19 protein-coding genes and 1 pseudogene are annotated in these 24619 nt (G+C 62.3%); 9 read left to right on the forward strand and 11 right to left on the reverse strand.

Annotated features, from left to right (window positions below; translation table 11 throughout):
- Window positions 1-2 precede the first annotated feature (2 nt).
- The 3 genes from QLH51_RS04190 to QLH51_RS04200 all read right to left on the reverse strand — a co-directional run bounded on the left by QLH51_RS04190 (window position 3) and on the right by QLH51_RS04200 (window position 2702).
- Complete coding sequence (locus QLH51_RS04190) at window positions 3-896, reverse strand: hypothetical protein (RefSeq protein ID WP_283514285.1); 894 nt, start codon at window positions 894-896, stop codon at window positions 3-5.
- 382 nt (window positions 897-1278) lie between these two features.
- Window positions 1279-2391, reverse strand: a complete 1113-nt coding sequence (locus tag QLH51_RS04195; RefSeq protein ID WP_283514286.1) for a hypothetical protein — start codon at window positions 2389-2391, stop codon at window positions 1279-1281.
- Window positions 2392-2567: 176 nt separating this feature from the next.
- Window positions 2568-2702 (reverse strand): DUF4113 domain-containing protein, encoded by a 135-nt coding sequence (locus tag QLH51_RS04200; RefSeq protein ID WP_336620694.1) that lies wholly within the window; start codon window positions 2700-2702, stop codon window positions 2568-2570.
- 294 nt (window positions 2703-2996) lie between these two features.
- On the opposite strand from QLH51_RS04200, the gene QLH51_RS04205 reads away from it, so the two are divergent.
- Both QLH51_RS04205 and QLH51_RS04210 read left to right on the forward strand, forming a co-directional pair.
- Window positions 2997-6593 (forward strand): DEAD/DEAH box helicase, encoded by a 3597-nt coding sequence (locus QLH51_RS04205; protein WP_283514288.1) that lies wholly within the window; start codon window positions 2997-2999, stop codon window positions 6591-6593.
- Window positions 6587-8350, forward strand: a complete 1764-nt coding sequence (locus QLH51_RS04210) for a phospholipase D-like domain-containing protein (protein ID WP_283514289.1) — start codon at window positions 6587-6589, stop codon at window positions 8348-8350. Before QLH51_RS04205 ends, QLH51_RS04210 begins: the two co-directional genes overlap by 7 nt.
- A gap of 82 nt (window positions 8351-8432) precedes the next feature.
- On the opposite strand, the gene QLH51_RS04215 is transcribed toward QLH51_RS04210, so the two are convergent.
- Window positions 8433-9020: a recombinase family protein gene (locus QLH51_RS04215; RefSeq protein ID WP_283514290.1), complete on the reverse strand. Its 588-nt coding sequence runs from the start codon at window positions 9018-9020 to the stop codon at window positions 8433-8435.
- A gap of 232 nt (window positions 9021-9252) precedes the next feature.
- Between QLH51_RS04215 and QLH51_RS04220 the strand changes: the two genes are divergently transcribed.
- The 3 genes from QLH51_RS04220 to QLH51_RS04230 all read left to right on the forward strand — a co-directional run bounded on the left by QLH51_RS04220 (window position 9253) and on the right by QLH51_RS04230 (window position 10846).
- The gene (locus tag QLH51_RS04220; protein WP_283514291.1) at window positions 9253-9546 is read left to right on the forward strand and encodes an AbrB/MazE/SpoVT family DNA-binding domain-containing protein; all 294 of its coding nucleotides are present in this window, start codon (window positions 9253-9255) and stop codon (window positions 9544-9546) included.
- Window positions 9543-9929, forward strand: coding sequence for a type II toxin-antitoxin system VapC family toxin (locus QLH51_RS04225; protein WP_283514292.1), 387 nt, complete (start codon window positions 9543-9545; stop codon window positions 9927-9929). Before QLH51_RS04220 ends, QLH51_RS04225 begins: the two co-directional genes overlap by 4 nt.
- 323 nt (window positions 9930-10252) lie before the next feature.
- Complete coding sequence (locus QLH51_RS04230; protein WP_283514293.1) at window positions 10253-10846, forward strand: DUF2441 domain-containing protein; 594 nt, start codon at window positions 10253-10255, stop codon at window positions 10844-10846.
- A 190-nt stretch (window positions 10847-11036) separates the two neighbouring features.
- On the opposite strand, the gene QLH51_RS04235 is transcribed toward QLH51_RS04230, so the two are convergent.
- From QLH51_RS04235 to QLH51_RS04265, 7 genes and pseudogenes are all read right to left on the reverse strand, one after another.
- Window positions 11037-15311, reverse strand: a complete 4275-nt coding sequence (locus QLH51_RS04235; RefSeq protein WP_283514294.1) for a hypothetical protein — start codon at window positions 15309-15311, stop codon at window positions 11037-11039.
- A 194-nt stretch (window positions 15312-15505) separates the two neighbouring features.
- Entirely contained in the window at window positions 15506-16243 is a 738-nt protein-coding gene (locus QLH51_RS04240) for a hypothetical protein (protein ID WP_283514296.1), read from the reverse strand.
- A 37-nt stretch (window positions 16244-16280) separates the two neighbouring features.
- Window positions 16281-16904 carry a hypothetical protein gene (locus QLH51_RS04245; protein WP_283514297.1) on the reverse strand — a complete coding sequence of 208 codons (624 nt, stop codon included), beginning with the start codon at window positions 16902-16904 and terminating at the stop codon, window positions 16281-16283.
- A 13-nt stretch (window positions 16905-16917) separates the two neighbouring features.
- On the reverse strand, window positions 16918-17613 hold the full coding sequence (locus QLH51_RS04250; RefSeq protein ID WP_283514298.1) for a PD-(D/E)XK nuclease family protein: 696 nt from the start codon (window positions 17611-17613) through the stop codon (window positions 16918-16920).
- Window positions 17606-18406 carry a S1 family peptidase gene (locus QLH51_RS04255; RefSeq protein ID WP_283514299.1) on the reverse strand — a complete coding sequence of 267 codons (801 nt, stop codon included), beginning with the start codon at window positions 18404-18406 and terminating at the stop codon, window positions 17606-17608. Before QLH51_RS04255 ends, QLH51_RS04250 begins: the two co-directional genes overlap by 8 nt.
- Window positions 18403-18555: pseudogene (locus tag QLH51_RS04260) on the reverse strand (integrase); the annotation flags it as partial. The gene QLH51_RS04255 and the pseudogene QLH51_RS04260, both read right to left, overlap by 4 nt.
- A 23-nt stretch (window positions 18556-18578) precedes the next feature.
- Window positions 18579-19826, reverse strand: coding sequence for a hypothetical protein (locus QLH51_RS04265; protein WP_283514300.1), 1248 nt, complete (start codon window positions 19824-19826; stop codon window positions 18579-18581).
- Window positions 19827-21272: 1446 nt separating this feature from the next.
- On the opposite strand from QLH51_RS04265, the gene QLH51_RS04270 reads away from it, so the two are divergent.
- The 4 genes from QLH51_RS04270 to QLH51_RS04285 all read left to right on the forward strand — a co-directional run bounded on the left by QLH51_RS04270 (window position 21273) and on the right by QLH51_RS04285 (window position 24615).
- The gene (locus tag QLH51_RS04270) at window positions 21273-21953 is read left to right on the forward strand and encodes a ParA family protein (protein ID WP_283514301.1); all 681 of its coding nucleotides are present in this window, start codon (window positions 21273-21275) and stop codon (window positions 21951-21953) included.
- Window positions 21950-22294, forward strand: coding sequence for a hypothetical protein (locus tag QLH51_RS04275; RefSeq protein ID WP_283514302.1), 345 nt, complete (start codon window positions 21950-21952; stop codon window positions 22292-22294). The genes QLH51_RS04270 and QLH51_RS04275 overlap by 4 nt, the downstream gene beginning before the upstream one ends.
- Before the next feature lie 717 nt (window positions 22295-23011).
- Window positions 23012-23422 carry a single-stranded DNA-binding protein gene (locus QLH51_RS04280; protein WP_283514303.1) on the forward strand — a complete coding sequence of 137 codons (411 nt, stop codon included), beginning with the start codon at window positions 23012-23014 and terminating at the stop codon, window positions 23420-23422.
- A 356-nt stretch (window positions 23423-23778) separates the two neighbouring features.
- Window positions 23779-24615: a DUF3800 domain-containing protein gene (locus QLH51_RS04285; protein WP_283514304.1), complete on the forward strand. Its 837-nt coding sequence runs from the start codon at window positions 23779-23781 to the stop codon at window positions 24613-24615.
- Window positions 24616-24619: the final 4 nt, after the last annotated feature.

The following is a 24619-nucleotide window of genomic DNA, read 5'->3' on the forward strand; positions in this document are numbered from 1 at the left end:
CGCTATTGTTGCGGCTTTGTTTGCAAATTCAATAGTTTCGTATTGTCCCCTGTCCATGGACCGGGGGATTGATTGCGTCCATTCTCATCCGCATCAACATGTACGGGCATCGCGCCGTCTGAATCAGGTTTCTCCGGCAAATTCCTTTGGGCGATCGTCCAATCGCGCCGGGTCCGTGCCTTGAGCCTGGCGATGATCTTCGCGCCGCGGTCGGCGAAGATGCCGTCGAGCGCATCGACGAGCTTCGGCCAGTCGTTCGATCCACCGATATAGACGCCGAGCCTCGTCCCCAGCCTGACGACGAAGCGACCATCCTCCTCGACGATCTCCATCTCGTCGTTCACCGAATGGTGCTCGTCGACGTGCGCGTAGCGCTTGTTGCGCAGGTCGATGATCTCGTCATGCGCGGCGCGGAGCGGCGCGGGCAGTGCGTCCCGCGCGAAGCCGCTGCCACCCCCCCCAGTGTGAAGGCGGGCATAGGTAGCGAGAAAGGCCGTCGTCAGCATATCGAGTTCGAGGATCGCCGCCATGTCGGCCCTGAACCGGTATTCCGCCAACCGATCGCGGACATGCCGAAGCACGACCACATGGTAGTAGGAGAGCGAGAGCCGGGAGAGCTGCTTCAGCTCCTTGTCGGCCGATGCGAGAACACGCCGCCCCTCTTCTGCACGGGCTTGCAGTTCCGCCCGCCACTCCTCCGGCAGGTACTGCATCGCCTCTTCCGGAATGACGTAATAGCCGTCTCCCCCGTCAGCGTCCGCGTCATCCAGGTCCGGCCTGACGATCAGCGCTGCGTCGTCGTGAGAAGGCGATGATCTGACGCTCTCTTCCGCCGGGCCAACCGCCATGGTCTGCACTGCCTTCGATGTTTCGGCATCAGATAGATGCTCATTCATAGCGCGAACGTGCCTCAAAAATACGATCGATCAAAGTCACTTCCGGCCAGGTTCGATGCGGATGCACGGGGAGTAAGTGCAAAGCGGTCGGGGGCAACGTCTCTCGGCTGCTGCTGAGACCATCGCTCTATTCCGCTAGCCGCTCCGCCGAGCCCCCGCGGGTCTCGGCCCTGTCGGGTTACGATCGACTGACGGGGACTCGCTGCAGTCGCGCAGAACGCCCTCAGAGTACGTACCGGAGCCTGGTCAGTTTTGACCCGGGGGTTAGCGCAAAAAGCGTCCACAGCGTATCTCGCTACCGGTTCTTGCGGCCTCGGGTCGTCACGTCGGTAGGCCGGGTAGATCTACGCTCTTTCCCGGCCCCCTGACCGCCGTCCATGCATCACGGCATTGGTCGTATCGCGTCGGCCATGCCACGAACAACCCGTTCGAACATGGCCGGCGTCGCCAGCGCGGCGTCGACATCATGTGCCCAGTCCGGGGTGTTCCTGGTCCAGGCTATCAGCCTGCTCGACCCCACAAGGCCCAGATGCTCGGCGAAATAGGCATTGAGAATGATCGCTGGGACCATGCCACGGATCAGTTCCTTGTCCTTTGGCCAGACTGTTGCCGACAGATCGAAGAAGCGCGCGAACGCCTGGACGCGACCTGCCACTGCAAGATCGCGCAGGGTTTCTTTTATAGGGCCAGACGGCAGGATATAGGCATCGCCTCCATATTGGAGGAGCGTCTCCGCAAGCCTAAGGGCATCATCGACCCCGATCGCCGCCAGCGCATCGCGAAGGGCATTGCTCGCATCCCCGGCATATCCCGGCTCGCTAAGCCAATACGTCACCTTGTCGATCTTGTCGCGCAGCACACGGTCGAGGATCTTGTCGCGATCAGGTGGAACAATGGCGACTTGGCCGTTTCGGACATCGATGAGGCCAATCTTCTGGAGCGCCTGCAGTTCGACCTCGAACCGAGGGTGAAGAGCGTCCTCGGCGAAGACGTCCACGGGCGTCCCTTCGTAGACCAACGCCAGCGTGTCGGGTTCGAGCCGGGGATAGGGGCGATGGCCGCCGTTCATGTTGAGGAGCACGCCAGGAACGAGCTTTTCGCGCAGCCGCTGACCCGGCCCGGAACCCGGACGGATCGCCGGATCATGACGAAGCATCGCCGCTGCCGTGAATTGATAGGGAAAGACGTAGCGATACCATCCAGCCGGGACATCGCCAGACGGCGCTTCCTCCTTTGGCTCCCGGTTCAGCCAAGCCCTGACAGGAGCTTCGCACGGGGCCGGTAACGCCTCGATCAGTCGGCGTCTGAACGTTTCCGGATCGCAATGGCGCTCTTGCTTCTTGAGAGCGCTGGTCATGTCATGCCAATCCCGAAACCCGCCACCGCGAGCTACGGCATGCTGCGACTTGCGCAGCGGAAACGCAAAACCGCTGGTCTTCATCACTTTATCGAGAGAATTGGCGCGCTGTTTGGCACCGTCGATTGTCGAATACATACGCATCTCCTTTTCGGCCAGACAGAGACGCGCTGCTCGTCTCCAACGGCCGGATCAGGGTGCGGACGCAGGAGCATTCAAAACTCGTTGGACCATGAGGTCCTTCGCCAAGGCAGCGGCCGTGCCAACGGTGGTGGCACTGCAAAGGTAGGATCGTGGATCGTCGCCGGCAAGGGCTATGTCGCGATCGGTATTTCCGCGATCGACGTCGCCCAGGCTGAGCTTTTTTGCGACCGCCTCGTCTCGAACGCCGTTGCCCGGCAACCCTGTTCGGCCAAGATGACGGTGTCGCGACCATAGCAGGCGTTCAACCCATCCGCTGCTGCAAGGGTCGGGCGTCAGATCCTCGAACAACACGTCGCACTTCGTCTAGGCACTGCCCCGGCTCGAACATCAATTCGATCATCTTTCCCGCGACTCGACCATGATGCGGGGGGCGTTGGTGGAGGCGAGAGCCGGGCCGATCGCGACGTCAAGGGCGGGTTGGGTTGATAGCGATTGAGCGAATTCGACACGGGCAGCGAAGCTTAGGCGGTGGCAGCTTGACGATGCCCGATTGGCACGTGATCATTGACGCATGATAGCTATCCGATCCGAGTAAAAGCGTGGCGAAGCATAAGACGGTAAAGCAAAGGGGAAGGCGTCTTTCGCCCCTTTCCGATCGCTTCACCTTCCTCGGCGATGCCGTCTCCCCAGGCGACCGTAAAGCCCTTCGCTCAGCCCAGTTCGAGGTTTCAGACGCGAGCACCGGGCTCGACCGTAACCTCAAGCTGTGGCGAAAGACCGGCACGTCGGCCGACGAGGATCTTAGGCAACTCTGGCTACACGAGATGCGACAGGTCCAGCGAGTGATGTCTTACGCGGGAGCGCGCGAAGTCATCGTCGATATCCTGGAATTCGTAGAGGACGAGGAGGAGTTCGGAGTGCTCTTAGAGCACGCCGGACAGCCGCTGTCGGCCAAACTCCGCCGGGTGCCACGGCAGCACTGGCTGAAAAACATCGGCGCGGCGCGCGCCCGGGTACTTTTCTGGCAGAACATGCGCCGGCTCGCCATCGCGCTGGGTATCGTGCACGCACAGGGCCTCGTCCACGGCCGCATCGACAGCGACGCCGTGATGACAGAGGGCGCGGAGATTGCGGACTTCCAGCTGACGGGCTTCGAATGGAGCCTATGGCTCTCCGCAGACAAGGTCGACCGAGCGCACGCCCGTCTTAACGCAAACGCGGAAGCCGTCCGATCGAACCGATATTCCTTCGCGGAGGACTGGCGCTCGTTCGGACGGCTAGCGGCGGAGTGCCTCGAGGTTGCCATCAGGAGTTCTGGCGAGATCGCACCGGCGGTGCCTGGGAGCCAGCTCGCCTCGATGTCTAATTCCGAGCGGACTCTGCTTAGAAGGTTGGTGGCACCGACCCGCCTCGACAATCTCGAGGCAGGCTCGATCGCAAAGGCGATCGATGACATCGTGGTGGAGGCTGGACGTGCTGGATCGTCGAGAGCCGGAACGTTCGTCCTCATGTTTTCGCAAAGGTCGGGACTCGGCGACGTCGTCTACGACATCACCGGAGGCGATATACCGAACGATGAGTATAGGAGGCAGCTAGACTGGGTACGGGCGGACCTTGACCAAGGCGCCACCCTGCTGGTGCCTCGTGCATTCGACCCCGAAACGGGGAAGCTACAGCTCGTGACGTCGGCGATGGTCTACGATCTAACCCCGATGAGGAGCGATGGCGTCGCTGCTTGGGACGTGGCGGTCTGCTCGCACGTCGCGCCGCGCGGCGAAACCCTCCGCATTGGCGACCAAGACGAACACGAGCTTGGGCAACCGGTCGAGATTGCGACATCCGTCAGGCACGCTACCGAAGTCAGGGCACGGCTCGGGCCCGACGCGCTCGTCTGGATCGGCTTCGCCGAGCCGGCCTCCTCGTCTGCTCTGTCGGGACGCAGCGACCGGGTGCGCCAAGCACTACTTCTAGTGCAAATCGTCGAATCCGTCATCAAGGCGCTGGAGGTCTATCCGGTCGAGGTCCTACACGTCGAGCGTGACCAGGGCCGCAGGTTCGCGGTGCTGCGCGCGGAACCCAGAAACGAGCGGGACCGCGCGGCAGCCAAGCTGCGCCTTCCCGAGACCGAGCGGGCGCTCCGACGCCTTTTTGAGGACGATCAGCGCGACAGCGATGCGAAGTGGCGCCTGTCTCTCGCCGCTAGCCTTGGCTCGGGTCGGCAGAACGACGTGCTCGCCACGTTCCTCGACGTGGTCCAGCATAAGGGCCGGCACGCGCTCAGGTTCGAGGTCGACGACGAGCCGCCGCGGGGATCCCCGCTCTTTTTACGCCCCGAGCGCGATACCGGCACGGAGAACGCCATCACCAGGAGGTTGAAGAACATCAAGGCGCTGTCCACCCGTGCCGACCTGGCGGAGATGCTGGACGATCCTTGGCGCGTCCGCCGTTCTAGCCGCGAGACCATCGACGAGGCAGGGCAGAAGGACGAACATTTCCGAGATCTCGACCCTCCGAAACAGCAAGCGCTGCTCGGCGCTTGGTCTACTTCACCGTCCTACAATGTCGTAGGGCCGCCGGGTGTAGGAAAGACCCGTCTCGCGACCGAGGTGGTGCGACGGCGCTTTGAGAACGATCGATCTTCGCGCCTCCTCGTCACCGCGCAAGGTCACGATGCGCTCGATCATCTGCAGAGTGCCATCAGGAAAACGCTGGCTACCGGCGGCCAGGACGATGTCATCGTCGTCCGCTCGACGACGCCGGATCGTCGGTCGGCAAGCGACGAGGACCTACACAAGACGGGACGCAACTACCTTGCCCTGCTCTCCGAAAGCGGACTGGTGCGCGACGCGCCTCCCGCCCTCCGAGACCGGGTGAACGCCTTGGCCGCGGCGTCCGGACGGCTCGCGCGCTCGAAGGACGCCGTCGAGAAGGATGATCGGGTAGCCCTGAACGCCCTGTCGAGCCTGATCCTCGACGCGGCCAACATCGTCATCTCAACGGCTAATTCGGCTGATGTTGAGCGGCTCGTGGAGGCAAGCGAGCAGTTCGACTGGGTTATCGTCGAGGAGGCAGCCAAGGCGACTGGGCCCGAGCTGGTGGGCGCGTTGATGCTCTCGGGCCGCCGCTTGATGATCGGCGACCACCATCAGCTGCCGCCCTTTGAGGCGGACCGTCTCGTCGCCCTGCTCCGCGACCACAGCGTTGTGGTCGAAGCGATCGAGATGGCGGACCAGTATGTCGGCCCGCTCATGCGTGACGGGGAGATCGCTGAGCTGGACGCGCTAGCGAGCGACCCTGACGCGCTGCGCGACGTCGCGGATACTGCGCTGCGGCTGTTCGAACCCTTCCGCACCTTCGTCGAGGAGGACGAACGTCGGGCGCGTCTAAATTCCGGGCACCGTCCGATCTCCTCCACGCTCACGTCGCAGCGCCGCATGGACCCCGCGATCGCGCGGATCGTTTCGAAGGCTTTCTACCAAGACCGGCTTACGACAACACCTGGTCGGACAAACGAGGCCTTCACGCAACTACCACCGTTCGATGTTTTAGCGCCGCTGCCGCCCTCCCCCGTCGTTGCCGTTGAGTTCAAGCACGTCAGCGCTACCGGTGACCGGGCACACGCCGAACGTGGGAACCCAAGGTGGCACAATCCGGGCGAGGTGCAAGCGGTGATCGACGTTCTGCGGCACGTTCGCGCCCGCCAAGGTGAAGCGAAGCCCACTCTAGCGATCCTCTCCTTCTACACTGCGCAGGTTGAGAAGCTGGCACAGCGGATCGAGGTTGACATCCGAGCCGGCGGTCTCGCGCATCTAGCAGGCTTCGCTCCTGCCATGCAGGACGGTGGATGGGTCGGCACCGTCGACGGTTTCCAGGGCAACGAGGCCGACCTGATAATCCTGTCGCTCGTCAGGAACAACGCCGGCAGCGGTGCGCGTGCGCTCGGGTTCTTGCGCGACCGGAGACGGATGAACGTCGCCTTCAGCCGCGCGAAGTCGAAGTTGGTGATCGTTGGAAGCCCGTCCTTCCTCGTCGAGGCAGTGCGGGGCGTGAACCCCGATGCCGGCGACCACGACCTCTCCTTTATCAACGCGATGGTTGAGACGATCGATCAGCTTAAAGGGGAGCGACGGCCGGACGGTACGCCTTGCGCGGCCTCAATTGGCCCATCGGAGCTGTCGGGGGCGACACCGTGCTGATCGCGTTTCCTGTCTTCCGCCTGTCCTGCAAAGTCGGGATCGATCGCGGACGTGCTTGGAGCATCGTCGACGAGATGCTGCTCTGGGCCAGCGCGATGAAACCACGCTCGATTGCGCGGCTCTCGGCCGAGTCGAACCTTCCGCGGCAGATTGTCGTCGCATCCATTGCAAGAATGATGAGGTTTCGGCTCGTCGAGCTGACGGTCAAAGACAATAGCGCTAAGTTCCAAGCGAGCGCGTATGGCCGCGAGATCGTCGAGAGCGGCCGTCCGCTGCCGTTCTTCCCCAAGCGCGAACTGCGTCGCGTCAGCTTTGTCATAGAGCGTGCGACCGGCAGCTTCTTCCCGTCCGGACAGGTGCGGGTGAGATCTGAGTTCGCACTCAAGCAGGAGGCGGACCCCGACATCCGGGTCCTTATTGTGCAGGGAGGGCCTCCAGTCTCCAACGAGGCGATGCTTGCTAAGCTTTCGCAGATTGCCGCGAGGGGCTGGGAGGAGCAGGTCGCGCTGGTCGATGGCCGAACTGCCTCGCTTCGCCAGGAGTTCATGGTCATCCGGGTGGTGGATGGGGTCCCACGGAATGTGCCGGAAGGTGCGTCTGAGGCCTTACGTGCGATCATCGACGATGTCGCGTCGCGGTCCATGCCGAATTCGCATATCCCCATCGGCTACGCCGGACCAGCCGGAGAGGCGACGCCCGAACTTGCCACTCACCGTTGCTACTTCGATCCTGCGGATCTCGTTATCGGCGGATCGAACCAACTCGAATGCCTGAGGGCCATGATGTCCCGCGCACAAAGCCGCGCGATAATTCATTCGACGTTCCTCGACCACAATCGGTTCAAGGAACTGCTGCCGGAGATCCGGACCGCTTGCGTCCGCGGCGTGGTGTTCGATCTTATGTGGGGTGCCGAGACCATCGATGAGGTCGAAACGCGAAACACGGCTGCGGCGGTGGAGATCGCTAAAACCATTCGTGGCGATCGGGATCTTGCTGGCAAGTTCCGGCTTCACATGACCAGCACCCGCTCACACGCCAAGCTGCTCCTCGTCGACACGGCGGAGGGCGACTGGCTGGCCGCGGTGGGGTCGTGCAACTGGCTCTCGTCACCGTTCCGCTCGACCGAGGTCACAGCCGTTCTGCGCGATCCCGCCGTCGTCGCAGACGTCGCCGTCATCCTCCAGCGCCTCGTAGGCCGTCGCGGCCTGGCTGACGATATGGCCAACGAGATGGGCATCCTCTCGCGGGATCTGCGAAGGATGCCAGCCCGGCCCGGGCCCGCCGAGATCACGCTGCTGGTCGGTGACGGGCATGATTCCATCATGCGGGAGGTGAGCGGCTCAGCCAAGAACCGTCTGGTCATCGGCAGCAACCGACTGGGATCGACGGCCCGTCCGGGCGTGGTAATGCAGGGCGAGGCTGCGGCGCAGCGTGCCCATGTCGAGGTTACGCTTCTCTACTCGATTGCATCCGGCCCGCTGAAGAACCGGCACGCCCGCAAGCTCGCCGAGGAGGCAGCTGCGAACGGCGTCCGGCTCATCAAGACGAAGACGATCCCCATTCACGGCAAGTTTGTGGCGGTGGACGATAACGACCTTACCGTCACCAGCCTTAACTGGGCCTCTGCCTCCAGCGACCCTGACCTGCCCGAGGGTGACGTCGGTGTCAGGATCAGGCTTCCGGGGATCGCACATCACGCTGTCGCTGCTCTGCAGCACATTCATCCGGAAATGATCCAGGAGGACGGCGGGGGGTGATGCCTGACCCTAGTTCTGAGCGGTCTATCTAAACGGCCTGCCGTACGACGTTCGCCGCCAAGCTGCTCGCCTGGACTTTCGCTCACATTGCGCCTGGTTGATCTGCATCTGCAGCTAGCGCGGAAGCTGCCTTGGGCAAAAAGCGATATACCGTACCGCGCGAGATGCCGAGTTGCCGGGCGATATGCGCAGGTCTGACCCCCTCCCCCGCCAGCTTTCGTACCGCCTCCGGGTCGACCCGCGCCTTGCCGCCCTTGTAGATCCCTCTCGCTTTCGCCGCTGCGATCCCCTCCAACTGCCGCTCGCGACGTAGATTGGTTTCGAACTCCGCAAAGACGCCGAGCATGTCGAGGAACGCTTTGCCGGCGGCCGTGCTCGTGTCGATGGGCTGCTCGGTCGCCTTGAGCGCGACCCCCCTGCCCTTCAGCTCGTGGACGATGTCCTGCAGATCCTTCATTGAGCGCGCGAGCCGATCGATCCGCGTCACGACGAGCGTGTCCCCCTCGCGCAGGAAATCGAGCAGAATTTGCAGCTCGGTGCGGGCACCGCGTTCCGTGCCGGACTTTTTCTCTGATCGTATCGTCTGGCAGCCCGCCGCGCGCAACGCCGTTTCTTGGATGGCGAGATCCTGATCGTTGGTCGACACGCGCGCATAGCCGAAAAGCGTCATCAAAATCCTTTCTGTTCGATCAGCTTTTAGACCTTCCAGAACAACTGTTCAATATCCCTGCGAATGACCCTGATCGAACGCCTAGGCTGTTCCAATCGGCATGTACGATCACGGTATACCCAGATGGACGATGGATCACGGTCACGTTCGCATCTTTTCCTTACCGTCAGCTTTTGCCATCCAGCCGAAAATGGCATATTGTCACTAAAGCAGAGCTTCGGGATGTATAATAATGGCCACGCAAACCATGGATATCAAGGTAGCCAGTAATGGCCGTATGGTCCTGCCTGCCTCAGTGCGAAAGGCGATGGGGCTGCATGGAGATGCCAAGGTTATTTTGACCGTTGAAGATGATCAGGTGCGTCTGTCGCCGATCGGTCATGGTGTATCGCGTGCGCAAGCGCTCTACCGCGAACATGCCAGGCAGGCGCGCACGACCGAGGAGTTCCTGAATGACCGAAAGGCTGAGGCTGCCGCCGACCTTGGGGAGGTCACATCCGGCGACAAGGATGGTGACGCGCAATGACCTCCGTCGTCCTCGACGCATCCGCGGTGCTGGCGCTGGTTCGGGACGAACCCGGTTCCGACAAGGTCGCACCGCATATCGGTCGTGCTGCCATCTCGGCGGTCAACCTCCAGGAGGTCATCAAGGAGCTGCTGCTCAGCGGACTAGACGAGGCTACGGCCCGCGTATTGCTTGATGAGCTTCGCCTCGACGTTCGTGCTCACGATGTCGAAGCCGCCTATGCAGCCGCTGCCCTACATGCACAGACGCGGCAATATGGTCGCGGCCTAGGTGACCGATCGTGTCTCGCACTCGCTGTGCAGCTTGGCGTGCCAGCCCTCACCGCCGATCGCGAATGGAAGAAGGTGAAGGTCAAGAACTTGAAGCTCGAGCATATCCGATAGCCATAGCTTACGCCTGCCTGTCCGCGTCCGCAATTTCGTGGTTTCGATGACACCATGTTCGCCGGGCGGATAGCAAAGACACGGCGTTGTATGTCCGTTACGTGGGCCGCTCGATGTGCCTCGCGACCGGACGTCCAGCGGCAAGGAGTGGAACATTTCTACCGTTTAACGGCGACTTGGCGAACAGCGATATTAATTAAATGCCGACCTCGGCGAGGTCGAGAAGCCGATCAATTTAAATATCAAGTCCGTTGTGCGTGCTTGCGAAATTTCCCCGCGCGCCTCAACGTTGATATCCCTCCGTCGGAAGCAGCTAAAATCGTATGTTTTATAGGACTGAAGGCAAAAAGCGTTACGACGACGAGCGGAACTACGCCGTTATCCCTCATGGTCGTAAATTTGCGCAGTACGAGCAAGACGAGGAAATATACCAGATCGTTCAGGACAAATCCGCCCAAACTGGGGCAACGTTCGGAGATGTGATCGCCAATATCGTCGCGCGAGGGATCTCGATTGAGCCATTCACCGACAGGAGCGCCGCGTTTTGGGCCCATCTGTGTGAGCGGGTGAGACTGCAGCACCGCCCTGACCTGCCATCAAGGTTGACTAGTGTATTCGCCTTTCAAACGATTGAGGATGCTGAAAGCCTGGCAGAAGTCTTCGAGCGGGAGAGTATCGAGCTTCGATACCCCCGGCCATATAGACGTGCAGACCAGGTAATCTACGAGGTAGTCTGCGAGGAACCGCAGAGCGATCTTCAGTTCGATATGAGCCTTATTGACGCTCTTGACGCCACCATGAACTACGAACAGGCGAGCGCCCGCCTGCTATCCTATTGGAACGGTGAGCGGTCGCAGGCGCCTCTTCTCGAAAGCCTTCTGGTCGGGAAGGTGCTTCGCGGTAAAGTGGTTGTCTGACGATGTGGCATATCTATCAGGTCAATTCGCGAGCGATGGGCTTCTTCCTACGGGCCCAACAAGCAAGTGGCACGACGGTCGGTCGGCATGCCCACAGCACAGTCGCTGTCAGAAAAATTCGATCAGGTCGCAAGCTGGAGAAACCCGACATGCGTGGATCAACCGATCAGCTGATTCCCCTAGACAGGCGTCAGCGGCCTATCTTGCTCGCGTCGATGCCGCGAACGTCCACACACACCGGGCCGGTCTCGTTCGTTTTTATGCCGCGCGCCACAACACGAAGATCATCGATCACCTCCGCGAACGACAGTCGCCGCCCGTCCTTCATCCAGTAGCGGGCGGCGCGGTGATTGGTGATGACGAGCACACCGTGACGGCGATTACGCGGGCGCAGATACTGCCGCGCCAGCTGAACCTCGAGCGCTTTCCGCAGGGTCTTGTAGGTCCAGCCTCGCTCGGCGTGCTTGACCTCGATCGCAAGCTGGTCGGAACTGCCGACTGCGGCGAGCAGCAGGTCCGGCCGCTTGACGGCGACGACCTGCGCTTCCTTGACCGTATGGGCCCGGCCGGCAGAGCGGCCGATGATCGCCGCGCCCAGCCAATCCTGCACTTCGTGCTCAAGCGTCGCGGCTCTCACCACCGCTCGATCCGACAGGTCGTCGTGATCGAACGAGCGCTGGATATCGTCGAGCGTCTCAAGCGCGAGACTGTAGAGGTCGGCGCCGGAGGTAACCGGTGCGAGGAGCTGGGTTTCAAAGCTGCGCACCTCGTCCGGCGACCAGGCTGAACGCTCCGCCTGACGTTCGGCCATCTCATAGGCGAGTTCCATAAGCCGGTGGGCGCTCTCGCCCACGACCGGATCATGCGCAAGGTCGATCATGGCCTGGTGGGCGTCTGGACCGTCGCGCTCGAGGAGCGCGGTCAGCGCGGTGCCGCCTGCCTCGTCGAAGCGGTCGCGCGATGACGAGGAGTCCTCGTCGTCGTCATCGTCGGCCGCGACTGGTCGGCCACGCTCCTCATAGGCAGTCGCGATGATCCGCCGCAGCGTCTCGACCGACAGGCCGTCAAACCCGGCGGCGAGTCCCCGGTGCCGGCCGAAGAGCGCGGCGAGCAACCCCCACGCTCGTGAGGATGCGCCGCGGGCTTGCTCGGTCTCGATCACCGCGAACATCCGGCGCGCGGCGTGCTCGGGATCGAGCATATACAAGGTCGCGATTGTGCCGATGACGCCGTTCCAGTCGTTGTCGCGTCGCGCGGTCGTATGGTGGATGTTGTAGCGCCGGATCAGCCGGCTACGATCCGGCGGTGCGAGATTGAGGCGGTGGAGGATGCGCCGGCTTACGTCGAGCAGCCCGGGCCTTATGCGGCGCGTACCGGCAATCAGCTCACGAAGGCCAGCAGCCAGCGGGCCGGTCAGCGGCAAGCTATGCGCGGCGCGCTCGAGGAACGGGTGGTGTGGGCCCGTTCCGCGCCACTCGCGACGAAGCTCCTCCAGCACGAGCGGTGCCGTGACGGCATGGTCGCGCAACAGGTCGCCGAGCCAGTCGAAGATCCCCTGGTCATCAAGGCAGGCATGCCGTGCGGCCCGTTCGGCCAGCATCGGCGACAGTGATCCTGACCAGCCAGCCTGCTGGGCTTCGATCTCGATCCCGCCCATCGAGAGGATGATCGCATATTTAACGGTGCGGCGCTCCTTGCGGACACGCGGGCGTTCCGGCGTGGTGACGCGCCACAAGGTCGCCATGCCGAAGCGATAGGCCGCGGCGACGTCCGGGCCGAACGCATCCTCGAGCGACTGCCAGCGGTCCCGACCGCTTCGCTTGCGATCGGGCAGGGCCGCCATCCAGTCCGACAATTTCAGCAGGTCGCGGAAGCCGAATTTGGTTTTGAGGTGCTCTGGATCGGTCAGCGTGCGCTGATCGGCCTGCAGCCGGTCTCTGAGATCGGTCAGCCAACGGCGGCGGCTTTCCTCGTTCTCGACGCTCACGCGCTTTTGCGCTTCGTTGCTCTCCCGCCAACGCCGATCATCATCGGTTTCGATCCGCGGACGGCGTTCTTCGGCCAAGGCAAGTAGAAGGTCGTCGTTCCCGCCGATCAGCGTCGCCAGGCGGTCCAGCGCCGCTTCCGGATCGGCGTCGGCCCGCGCGAGCTCGATAAGGGCGCTGAGCGCGATGCGGCGCTCGTCCGGCGCCCTGGTCAGCGCGGCTTCGAGCCACGGCCGGTCGGTGGTGTCGATCGACCAGAACACCCGCTCGGCGGGCCAGATCTGCCGCAGGTGACGGACGACCCGTCCTTCCTTGTCGGCATCGATCGTGCGCCGCACGTCGGCCCAGAACAGCCGCTGCTTGAGCGCCGGTCTGGCCATGACGAGCTCGTAAAGGTCGTCGCCGCCGCGGCGGCGGTCGCTGTCACCGCCGCGCTCGATCGCCATCAGCAGCGTTTCGAGTTCCTCGCCATAGCTGTGGGTGTCGGCATCGAGGATGGCAGCCCGGGCGAAACCGCCGAGATGCTTGACGAGCTGGCGGTGTCGTTTCGACACATAGGGCCAGTCCTCGAGCGGTGGATCGAAGGCGAGTGCGGCGATGCCGGCGACGAGCTGGCGTCGCTCGGCGGTAGAGCGGCAGGCATGGAAGAGAATGGCGAGTTCGTCCGAGAAGCCGTCATTGTGGAATTCACGTCCCGGCCGGCTCTCGCGAATAATGGTGAGCACATCGTCGACCGACAGCGCCTCCGGGAACAAAGTAACCGTTAACGACGGGGCAAGCTCAGGGCCAAAGGTCTCGGGCGCCATCAGTAGATCCTCAGCGGCCTGCTTGAGCCCGGCCCGATCATCGAAGGCGAGCAGGATGCGTGTCGCGACGATGCGGTGGTACGGCCGCGTGACCGGCTCCAGCGCGCCGGCGCGCGCGAGTTCGAGGCAAGCGCGGATGCCACCCTGCTCGACAAGGCGAAGCATCTCGAAGCGGAAATCCTGCCGCGGATTTGCCGCGACGGCGGCGTTGATCGCGGTCCCGAGCTCGGGCTGCGCGAACAGCCAGAGCGAATGATGGTCGAGCCGGGCGTAAGCGAGATCACCGGCAGCCTGACGCGCGGCATAGACTGCGAGTAGCTGCTCCTTTTCCGCCAGCGACAGTTCGCGCGGATCGCCGTTCTGGATGAGGATTAGCGGCTCGCGTACCAGCAACTCGCGGCGGAGGTTCGGCTTCCAGAGCGCAAGCCAGCCGGCGACCGCGCGCAGTGACGGCGGCACGGTTCGGACCCCAAAGGGATCGTTGAAGAAGAGGCGCCTTAGCTCGCTGTCGGTCAGCGCATCGCCAAGGCGCCGGAACCAGCATGCCGCGAGATATTCCTGCGCCGAACGGTGGAAAAAGCGCACTAAGCCGTAAGTCGATGGCACGAAGAGGCCGCGCTGGAGCAGCGCGTCGACCTCGCTCTCGCGCCAGTCGCTGAGCAACCGATAGGGGTCGAGCCCATCGGCAGCGTCGGCGCGTCGTTCCGCCAACAATAGGTTCATCGTTCGCGACAGCGTCATCGCCGCGGCGATGCGCTCGGCGCCAGCGCGGATCGCGTCGGGCGAGAGCGACGACAGATCGCGGCGCGTCTTGCTCAATTCGGTAAGCCGCTCGGTGATGCCGAGCTCGGTCATCTCCGCAAGCCCGTCGAAGCGGCGCGATTTCGCCCAATACCGCACCAGCGTGCCGAGGTCGCCGGGCCGTTCAGCGAACTGTACGAGGTTGTGCGCGACGAGCGCCGCTTCGAAGCTCTCGGGATCCGCTATCCCGGCGGCGGTGAGATAGCTTAGCCGCTGGGCGGCGGTGAGCTTGGTCAGGCCGACGACGGTGAAGTCGGGCAGCGTCTCCCGCGGCTCTTCCTCGACCTTCGTCTCGGTTGTGGCGGTACGGGACGAGGCGAAGAGCGCGGCGTCGCGGTCGACCGGTGTCGATGGAAGGCGGGGCGCTTCCGGCCGCAGCGTCCGGCGAACCAGCGCGAGATCCTCCTCGCCCGTCCAGACGCTGCCGCGACACGAGAGCAGGACGCGCGCCCGGTCGTAGGCAAGCCCCAGATCACGGGCGAAGGCGTTCAGCGCGGTTTCGATGTCCTTGTTGTTGATCCTCGCTTCGTCGACCGAATCGAGGAAGAACCAGCCGGTCGCCGCCGAGCGACGCCAATCGGCGAACAGCGTTGCGTCGTCGCGCGACAGCGAGCGGTCGAGGCCCGAGCTGGCGAGCGTCTCGACGGTGAGGTAGAAGGCCGGTTCGCCTTCGGCGCGCAGCAGATCGCGTTGGCCCTTGAACTCGGCAGTCTTGCCGGCCGACGCTTCAGCGAGGACGATCACCCGCGGCCGTTTTAGCAAGGCAGGCCAGTCCAAGCCCCGATCAAATCCGAAGGCTTCCCAGTCGGTGAGCTCGAACGGCTTCTCTGCGTCGATCAAGCGGAACCGGCGGTTGAGGTTGATGAAGTCCATTACGCCGATTTAGAACATTCGGGCACTGCCGGCCAAAGCAAAACTCAGGTCTGTTGGCATGAACTTTACCGCCCGACCCAAAGCTACAGGTACGATACCAAATCCGTCTTGCGCCCAGTCGCGGTCGATCAAATCTGACATGCGCTGTCGCATAGCATGACCGCCACGCCGTAACGTCGCATATCGGTCAGGAATCAGGGGAAAGCGGCTTCGAATAGCTGTCGCAGCCAGTCAGATCGGTGAATTCCGGAGCGTAAAAATGCGATGATCCTGCGAATGCATTCGGGCGGGATCGGAGCAACCGCGCGGTCATGCGGAACGCCCTCGGCAGAACGACCAGCCCGCCATGGGCAGTATTGCCGAGCGATATCAGTCTCATACCCAAGGCTGTCTTGAAAGTACGTCATTGGTATCGCGGCTTCGACGATCGACGGGGTTCCCACAGAACGAAGGACAGGTCCCAGTATCGGGTCGCGGTCGATCGCCGCATAGAGACTTTCACCACCCCAGAAGCGGAAAAAGTCCTGAACGCCATCGTCGTTTCGGGGACGTGTGAAAAGAAACCAGATGCGTCCAGCGCGAGTGAGACTGTCCGCCTGATGTCGCAGACGGAAGCTCTCGGCAATTTCGGGTCCGAAGGCGCCATCCGCCAGCGCCGCGTTGATCCGCTTCGTCAGCGTGTCAACGCTAGGTAGTTCCATGCCCGCTTTCAGGATCATGGCCGCCTCCGGCTCCCGCAGCCGAGTACAATGCCAAGCGAGGATCTCGTGTGGTCGCAGAAGGGCGGAAAGCTGCCAGATAAGCGCGTCATATCGTGGACCCGTCGCGAGGGTCTGATCACCGAACCAGTCTGCGAAGAAGACATGATGCTCTTCCAAGAACGCGGAGATGGTCGGCGGCCAATGCGTGGGATCATCATAGTCGATGATCATCGTTGAGACCGGATATCGCAGAGCCTGTGACTAACCGTTATTTTTCAACCCATCGCTTGATCGCTCCGACCAGTTGATCGAGCGTCGGCCTCGCCGCATCGACGCGATCGATCGCGCGCGCCAACGGCTCGAGTGCCGCGTCGAGCGTGTCTTCCTCGAAACCAACCGCGAGGCGCTGCCGATTGATCGGCACCGTCAGGGCAACATCTCCGACCCTCGGGTCGTACAGGAAGCCTCGCGAGACAAGATCATCGAGCAACGGTTTCTGGGTCTTCAAAAATGCCTTCCATTCCCTTTTACCCAGCGCGTCGGTGGTCGCCGACAGTCTGATCGCGGCGCCGGCGAACCCTGCAATCGCGCCGAGCCACGTCTCTGGCTCATGTCCATCGATACAAGGAGTGGTTTGAAGCGAGAACGACAAATAAAACTCGTCTTCCTCCGACGTACCGCCCATCCGCCAATCTTCGGGCGCAAGCCACTGAGCCTTGTCGAAATCGGCAGGTGCGGCCCCTGCCCAGCCAAGCTCGTGCCGCTTATCGTCGATCACGCTCGCAGCCGCCTTTTCCAGCATCGGCTGCATGGTTGTGTGGGCATAGCGAAAAGCCGCTTCGAGCTCATCGATATGATTGACGATCACGGTGCCGACGTTGGGATCGGACATAACAACACTGCTCCTAGAACGTGCAAACATGCTCAGCGAAACTATCGATAACATGCTGAACGAACGACCTCTTGCCGGCGGGCCCACTGGCGACAGCGCGGGCGGCGCGAGCAACATCGTGCCATGTCGTCGACGATACAGTCGCCAGTCGGGTTTCGAAGGGCGCCAGCAGCAATATACGAGGCGTCAGCCCCTGTAGTTCTGCCCGGCGATGGATCGACGCGATATATCGCTCGAGCTGCTCGCGGCCTAGGCCAGCCCGGATCTTGACTTCGACACCGATCAGATAGGCCGCCGTTTCAACGATCAGATCGACGCGATCAGCGATGTCGCCCAACGGACAGACTTCCGTTTCGACGCGATACCCTCGCGCGAGTTCCTCGCACCAGTCCACCCCGGGAAGGGCTCTCGAGAGATAGCTGCCAAGGAAGGCCCGAGATGCGTCCCCGCCGAATTCCACCATCCAGAGGCCAGACAGGGCGGCGGCATTGCGCACTTCGTCCTGTCCGATGCCTGCGAGCGCCCAGAAATTAATCAGGCCACCTCGCTCCCTTGCGACAGAAAGAGGCCGTCTAAGCGCGCCGAAAGCGGTCTTCAGATCGGCAAGGGGGTAGAACTGCTTCGGTGCTGCGGACTGCGCGGTTGGCAGGACAAGACGGAGCGCAGCGAATGCAGCCTCCAGACTTCGAACCGACAATTCCTCAGCCACCGCACGATCTCGCCTGTGCTTCGGCCGCCGCCACCACCTCCCGTACGAAGACAGCGGGCCACACCCGTCCGAGCTGCGCATCCGAGGGATCGTTCGTGTGGAAACGACCGGAGTAGATTCCGATGAAATTGCAGGCGCCGTCGCCATTCATCACCCGCGCGGAACCCTCTTCCACTTCGAACTGGCCGTGCGCGCGTTGAATGACGGGTGATCCCGACATCCCCGGGCGGGAGGCTGTGTCCACGATCAGGTATCGCTGGTGCGCGCTCGCCGCGAAATAGGGCTCACTCGCAAAGGTCGCCTGCTTCCACACCGGCATGCCGAGACATTGACGCCCAAAGGGATAGCCGAGGATGAAGACCGGCATTCCGACGCGCTGCTTGAGTGGAACCGTGGCGATGGCGTTCATCGGCAGCACCGCCACCTCGCCAGGCGGCGGCAGCTCGATATCCAAAGCGGCTATATCGATTTGCCGGCCATATTCGGGATGCTCGACCCAGAGCGGCTTCTGATCCGCGTCGACAGTCGGCACCCGGACGATCATTGGCGGCTTGGCGCGGTCCTTGAACGGCACATGCACACGCAGATGATCCGGGATGCCGCCCAGCTTGTGCGTCACCTGGTTGGTTTCGTTGTTGCGGCCCGACACCACGTGCCAGTTCGTCACCAGCGCAAGACGTCCATCGAACCGGAACCACGGAAAGGCGGTTGCCCCGCCGAGCAATGTGTCGCCGAAGAATGCTTCGATATAGAGAGGCACCAGCGAACAGGAATCGATCCCGGGCGCCGTCATCCCATCCTCCTCACCAGTCGACCCACCGCCCTGGATGCAGCCGCTAGGTCGCGGTCATAGGCGAGCGGCATCCATGGTGATTTCCATCGCAGCGCGTCCATGATACCTGCCAGATCCTCACCGCTGGCGAACAGATCCTGATTAAGCCCGCGGGTTTGATCCTCAACCATGTCTAGCGCCTCGCCATCTCGAATATCTCTTCGAGCGTGTAAGGCTCCTGACCGTACACGACAGCGAGCCCATTGAATGCGTCGACCGCAAGGGCCCGCACAGCCTCTGGCGCGATGGATGTAAGCGTCCCGGCATATTCATAAGCCTTCTCGACCGCCGCATATCCCTCGTCGGGAAAGCTGAACGGACCCTGCGGCCACCAGCTACCGGTAAGATTGCTGACCCCGAGACGGACGTGGATCGGCAGCGAGCCGCCATGCGCGAGCGCCAACGCACAATTGGTTTCCAGGAAGTGCAACCACGGCTTGAAAAAGTACCCCGTGGCGAGCGTGATCCGGTCCCCTTCCCGCTCGAACAGGAAGCCGCCGGCGACGCCCCAGATTTCGCCGGTTTTCTCGAACCACTGGGTAATGGCAAGCGTGGGGTCGACGTCGTCATCCGGCGATCTGGGCCAATAGACCATCACACCGCCCTGGCTCATCCCGCAGTTAAACGCATTGGCCCGCGCGACCAGCGCGGGATGGCCCATATGCTCGGTAAGCGCCTGCCTGGCACCCGGCTTCGGCGACCATTTCGACGGGATGATGCGTGCATAGCCTGGGAAATGCTGCATCCAGCGGACCCTCCTGCTCCCGCTCCGGCTGGTGACGATCTGATCGGCATCGCGATCAAACCACAAATCGGCGTCCCCTGGGAAATGCGGCTGCCAATGGACCGCCTCGGGCGATGGCGCCGGCAGCTGATCGAGCGTAAGTTTCAGATACTCCGCCAGACGCTTGGCGAGGTCCGCACGCACGCGGCGAAGCTCTTCGCGATCGGCACCGACGGCCAAATGGAATGCGATGGGACCGCGCCGCCCGCGCATGTCGAACGGCAGCTTGTCGAGCGTCGCACCGTCGAATGCCGTATTCCAAACCTGCAGCACCCGGTTCTCGCCCATCGCCCGGTGAGCGTAGCCGAGTTCGATCAGCACATTCGGATTGGCGCACGCCTTTCCTTCGGCCGAGACCGCGATAGGCGTGACGTCGCCCACGAACACCGCCGCCTCGTCGATCTTTCGCAGGATCGTCGCGACGATGTCGGGCGAACCGGCGACGCCTTGCGTGTCCGAGGTCAGGCTGGGGCGATCCGCCTCGTCGAGGTCCGCCGCGATCATGCCGATCGCTTGGTCGAGCGCCGAGCGAACCAGTTCCCGTGTCACGCGACCATCGAGATCGCTTTGCCACGACCAGAAAACCGTCTTCTTCAAGCGCCTGCCCATCCCCCGCCAGACGCCTGCCTTAGCTTTTTTGATAATATGACGTCAAATTTCCTTATATGATAGCTACGATTATCTAGTAAGTTTTGGCTGATTATGCCTATAACACTGTCTATTTAAATGATGGCATAGCGACTTTTGAGCGTGATTACGTCAACGCCGACCACGGTGTCCGAGCATTATTACGTGATTTACCGTAAATGATCTACCTTTCGCATCGTTCGTGACATTCGTGTACTTCCAAGCAATATTGCTAATGCCTATCAAAGACTAGCCGAGCAAAGGCACTTCCCTGCCTTGCCGAAGGGCATCTTTCTGTGATCAGGCCTGAAAGGCGAACTGGGGGCTCTCCACGAGAGCGACGACGGTCCGCATTCAGAAGCGAGGTCTTCTCCAACTATCCAGGCTTGAGTTAGGGCGAACGACCCCGTTCCCGTTGGATATCCTCCGTGAGAATGGTTTGGCCGTCTCCAGAGGGTAATTTGCGCTGACATACTGGAATGGTCGGGGTTCATGTGTACTGCCGATCGGCTCGAGGAGATGACTGGCCACTCCTTCGACGGCAGGCGTTTAGATTGTTCACAGACGAGAAATGCGAATTGCCGCTACTGCGGAGATGCTCAGGGGAAGCGCTTGTGAGCGCCGGACCACATGTCCAGCGTGAGCACGTTCCCGATGCGGAATCGATCCATGGGTGAGCAACGCCTACATGTTCACATGTGGCCGGAGTGAGCAGGTTACGCGAGTGAATATGTAACCGATGTGAGCATGCTCACCTTTGACGGCATCAATCGTATGGGAGCCAGGCTCTCGTATGTGCAACGCCGACTCTCAAACGGGGCGAGGATGTGTGGAACTGACGCATCGCTTCTATAGGCGGATATAAGAGTGAGCATGCGCCACATGCCAGACATGCTCACGCGGTGAACAGGTGACTTTTGTGAACAAGTGCGAAGCGCCGCTACTGAAGATGCTCAGGAGAAGCGCTTGTGAGCGCCGGAGCACGTGTCCAGCGTGAGCAAGTTCCCGATGTGTACTCGCTCCACAAACGGGCAACGCCTACATGTTCACATGGGGTCACGGTGAGCAGGTTTCACAAGTGAACATATACCCGCGGTGAGCATGCTCACTTTTGACGTCAACAATCGTGTGGGAGCCACACTCTCGCATGTGCAACGCCGACTTTCAAACGGAGCGAGGATATGTGGAACTGACGCGTCGCTCCTATAGGCAGATGTGAGGGGGTGAGGATGTGTCACATGCGCTACATGCTCACGCAGTCGGCAGGCGATTTGTGAACATGTGTCTAAAGCGCGCATGCTCGCGGTGTGAGCATGTGTTGCAAGGGAGCTTGTGGAACAGAGAGGGCAAGTGTAGAGTGTATCATATGTCCCACATGTTCACATTCGCCATGCAGGCGTTCGACGGAGCTCGCCAATGCCCGTAATCACGATGCTTTCCCCGAAGGGCGGGGTCGGCAAGACCACCACCGCCCTGATCCTTGCTACTGAACTGGCCGCAGGTGGAAGAACCGTCGTCATGATCGACGCGGACCCCAACTTCCCGCTAGCCCGCTGGGCAGGCAAGGAAGGCAAGCCGGGCAATATCGAGGTTATCGCTGAAATCGACGAGGATGAGATCATCGGGACCATCGACGCCGCTCGGAAACGTGCCGATTACGTTATTGTCGATCTCGAGGGAAAGGCGAGCGCGCGCGCGACGAACGCACTGATGATGTCGAACCTGGCACTGGTTCCGATCCAGGGTTCCGAACTCGACGCAGTGGAAGCTGCTCGTGCCTTCAAGGTCGTCCGCAACGCGGGGACCGCCCGGCAGAGGCCTTTGCCTTACGCTGCGGTCCTGACGCGCGCGCCAGCGTCAATCCGCCTCTGGCCACGGGACCTGAAGGCTGTCGTCGCAAATCTCGAGGGCGCAGGCATCCCGATGATCGCGACCGCGCTTGCAGAGCGGGGTGCATTTCGCGGCCTGTTCAGCATGGGCGGAACCCTCGCGGACATGACAGCCGCCGACGTGGGATCGCTCGATACAGCGCGGCAGAACGCGAAGGCGTTCACCAGCGACGTCGTTGCAATGCTCAAGGAAGGGGTGCCGGCATGACCGACAAGCCCGCCCCCTCTTCTCGCAGGAGCATCACAAGCTTCGCGGACGTCGACGAAATCCCGGTGCCGACGCCGGAGCAACTCGCGGTCGCCAAAATGGCAGGGGAGGGACTCGGTTTCCGCTCCGAGAAGCCAGTCCAAACCGAACCGGAACGCCCCGCTCCTCGCATTCGGCGAGCAACATTCACGGACGCCATTCACGTCCGCGCGCGACCCGAGGATCGACAGCGCTTCGAGGATTTCGCGTATCGTCACCGTCTTTCCAAGGGCGACGCGATGACGAAGCTGCTCGATTTCGCCGAAGCGGAGGAGCAGCGACAGACAAGCGCCGAGCGATAGGTTACGGCCACGTCCGCAGGCGCGGGGAAGAAACCAGACTGACAGAACTCCCGCGTCATCATCCCGGCGACAGGCGAAGTCGTGTACCGGGCTATCACGAAGAAGCGCTGTGCGTGGTCGAGACAGGGGCAGGGCCTACCAAATCATAGGTCCACCCTCGCGAAGGACCTTGCCGGGGAGGGCAGGGGCCCCCGGGCAAGTCGGTGCCAGCTTCCAACACGGTCGCCGGTGCGACACGATGCGGTTCGGATGCGGACCACTCACCCGTTCGGCCCGATGAACCTCGCAACACCGCGGCGGGAACGACTACCGCCCAGGTCCACGTTCCGCGCCGCGCCGCGCGCCTTGGGAGCGACCCTTGACGGGGCATCAATCACAGATCGCGCTCAAGCGTGTCTGGAACTGCGTGCGGTGCAGGCCGGACGGGTGAAGCCACGGCGAACAGCGGATGGGGGTGGGTCTGGATTTCGGGTTCATCGCTGTCCGGTGCCGGGGTTCATCCCCTCTCTTTGCTGAACGACCTAAGCCGGCCGTCCGTCGGCTCCAACCCGCTTGTCGTACGGACCGAGTTGCCGCTTCGCGGCTGCCCGCACCACTCCTCCGACACGGGGTTCCCCTTCGCGTCTTCGCGCTTCCGGTGGAGCCGCCGTCCTGGCCGTCTTCGACGGTGTTCAGTCGAGGGAAAGAACCCTCAGGCAGGACAAAAGGAACCTCGAAATGCAGAACCTCGTCATCCTCGCCGGCAACGTCGGCGCTACCCCCGAGACCCGCAACACCCAGGGCGGCACCACGATCACCAGCTTCAGCCTCGCGACCTCGCGTCCGAAGCGTGACAGCGAGGGCCGGGTTCAGAAAGGTCGCGACGGCCGCCGGATCGAGGACACCGAATGGCACCGGATCACCTGCTTCAACGGCATCGCCAGGACGGTCGCCGAATATGTCGAAAAGGGACAGAAGGTGATGGTGCGCGGTCGCATCCACTACACCCGCTGGACCGACCAGCAGGATATCGAGCGCTTCGGCGTCGAGATCATCGCCGACGAGGTGACCTTCCTCTCCTACGGTCAATCCCGCCAGCAGCAGCAGGACAGCCGCCACGACGATCTGGACGACGACGTCCCGTTCTGATCCCGACGACACGGCCCGGGTGCTTCGGCTCCCGGGTTTCCTCGGCCGCGAAGGCCAACCAAGGGTGACAGCTTAGTTGTGCGTAACGATGATCCGATATGCGGATTATCTCATCTGCCGGGCCATGAGGGTTCGGACGTCCGGTATCGTCATTGTCACCAAGAACACCGACATCGTCAGCATCGAGGTCAACCATGTCGTCCACCGTAAAGCACACGAGAAAGCCACTATCTTGACAAATGGGATGGTTCACGAGATATACCGTTACAGCAACGCTAAGCGCTGTCCCGGCTTGCCGGGCAGCAAATCCTATGGCCGCCCTCGGGCGGCCATAGCTGTTTCTGGGGTTCGTCGGTTTGAGAATTCTGTATGTCGACGAGTCAGGTGATCTCGGTGCGCTTCCCGCCGTTCCGGCCCCCAACGACCAGCCCGTTCTGGTACTCGGCGCGCTGATCGTCGACGTCGCGCGGCTCGAGGCGATTACGCAGGATTTCCTCAATCTCAAACGGCACTGGTTCCCCGGCCTCAACTACCCGTCCAACAACCACCTCGACCGTATCCTGCCCGAGATCAAGGGTGCCGATCTGCGCCGCGCCGCGACGCGCCAGGGGCGCAATCAACGTCGGCAGGCGACCGGCTTTCTCGACCATCTCATGGCGATGCTGGCTCATCACGACGTCAAGCTGCTCGCCCGTATCTGGATCAAGGGCCTTGCCCAACCGTTCGACGGCCGGTCGGTCTACACATCCTCGATCCAGGGCCTCTACACCTATTTCGAGTCCTATCTGACTGTCCAGGACGATCTCGGCGTCTGCATCGCCGACAGCCGTGATCCCTGGAAAAACGCCAATGTCGCGCATTCGATCTTCACCCAGAAGTTTCGCGCGTCCTCGACCGTCTACAGCCGGATCGCCGAGCTTCCGACCTTTGGTCACAGCGAGAACCACGCCGGGATCCAGATCTGCGACATTCTCTGCTCGGCGCTGCTCTACCCGATCGCGGCCGAAGCCTATTGCACCGGTCACGTCGCCAATGTGCATGTGCAGCCGACGGCCGCGGCGCTGCGCCAGCGCTTCGGACCGGCGCTGAAGGCGATGCAGTACCGGTACCAGGACGCCAACGGCAAATGGATCGGCGGGATCGTCGTCTCCGACGCTCTGGCCCATCGCCACGCCGGTGCGATGTTCGCCTGAACAC

The organism is Sphingomonas sp. 2R-10 (genome assembly GCF_030062225.1).
GTDB lineage: Bacteria > Pseudomonadota > Alphaproteobacteria > Sphingomonadales > Sphingomonadaceae > Sphingomonas.

Bases quoted from the DNA above. Each gene is read 5' to 3' on its own strand.
- QLH51_RS04270 (WP_283514301.1), top strand. From the start codon at position 21,273: ATGCCCGTAATCACGATGCTTTCCCCGAAGGGCGGGGTCGGCAAGACC.
- QLH51_RS04280 (WP_283514303.1), top strand. From the start codon at position 23,012: ATGCAGAACCTCGTCATCCTCGCCGGCAACGTCGGCGCTACCCCCGAG.
- QLH51_RS04220 (WP_283514291.1), top strand. From the start codon at position 9,253: ATGGCCACGCAAACCATGGATATCAAGGTAGCCAGTAATGGCCGTATG.
- QLH51_RS04255 (WP_283514299.1), bottom strand. From the start codon at position 18,406: ATGACGGCGCCCGGGATCGATTCCTGTTCGCTGGTGCCTCTCTATATC.
- QLH51_RS04275 (WP_283514302.1), top strand. From the start codon at position 21,950: ATGACCGACAAGCCCGCCCCCTCTTCTCGCAGGAGCATCACAAGCTTC.
- QLH51_RS04245 (WP_283514297.1), bottom strand. From the start codon at position 16,904: ATGTCCGATCCCAACGTCGGCACCGTGATCGTCAATCATATCGATGAG.
- QLH51_RS04190 (WP_283514285.1), bottom strand. From the start codon at position 896: ATGAATGAGCATCTATCTGATGCCGAAACATCGAAGGCAGTGCAGACC.
- QLH51_RS04235 (WP_283514294.1), bottom strand. From the start codon at position 15,311: ATGGACTTCATCAACCTCAACCGCCGGTTCCGCTTGATCGACGCAGAG.
- QLH51_RS04240 (WP_283514296.1), bottom strand. From the start codon at position 16,243: ATGATCATCGACTATGATGATCCCACGCATTGGCCGCCGACCATCTCC.
- QLH51_RS04225 (WP_283514292.1), top strand. From the start codon at position 9,543: ATGACCTCCGTCGTCCTCGACGCATCCGCGGTGCTGGCGCTGGTTCGG.
- QLH51_RS04230 (WP_283514293.1), top strand. From the start codon at position 10,253: ATGTTTTATAGGACTGAAGGCAAAAAGCGTTACGACGACGAGCGGAAC.
- QLH51_RS04195 (WP_283514286.1), bottom strand. From the start codon at position 2,391: ATGTATTCGACAATCGACGGTGCCAAACAGCGCGCCAATTCTCTCGAT.
- QLH51_RS04215 (WP_283514290.1), bottom strand. From the start codon at position 9,020: ATGACGCTTTTCGGCTATGCGCGCGTGTCGACCAACGATCAGGATCTC.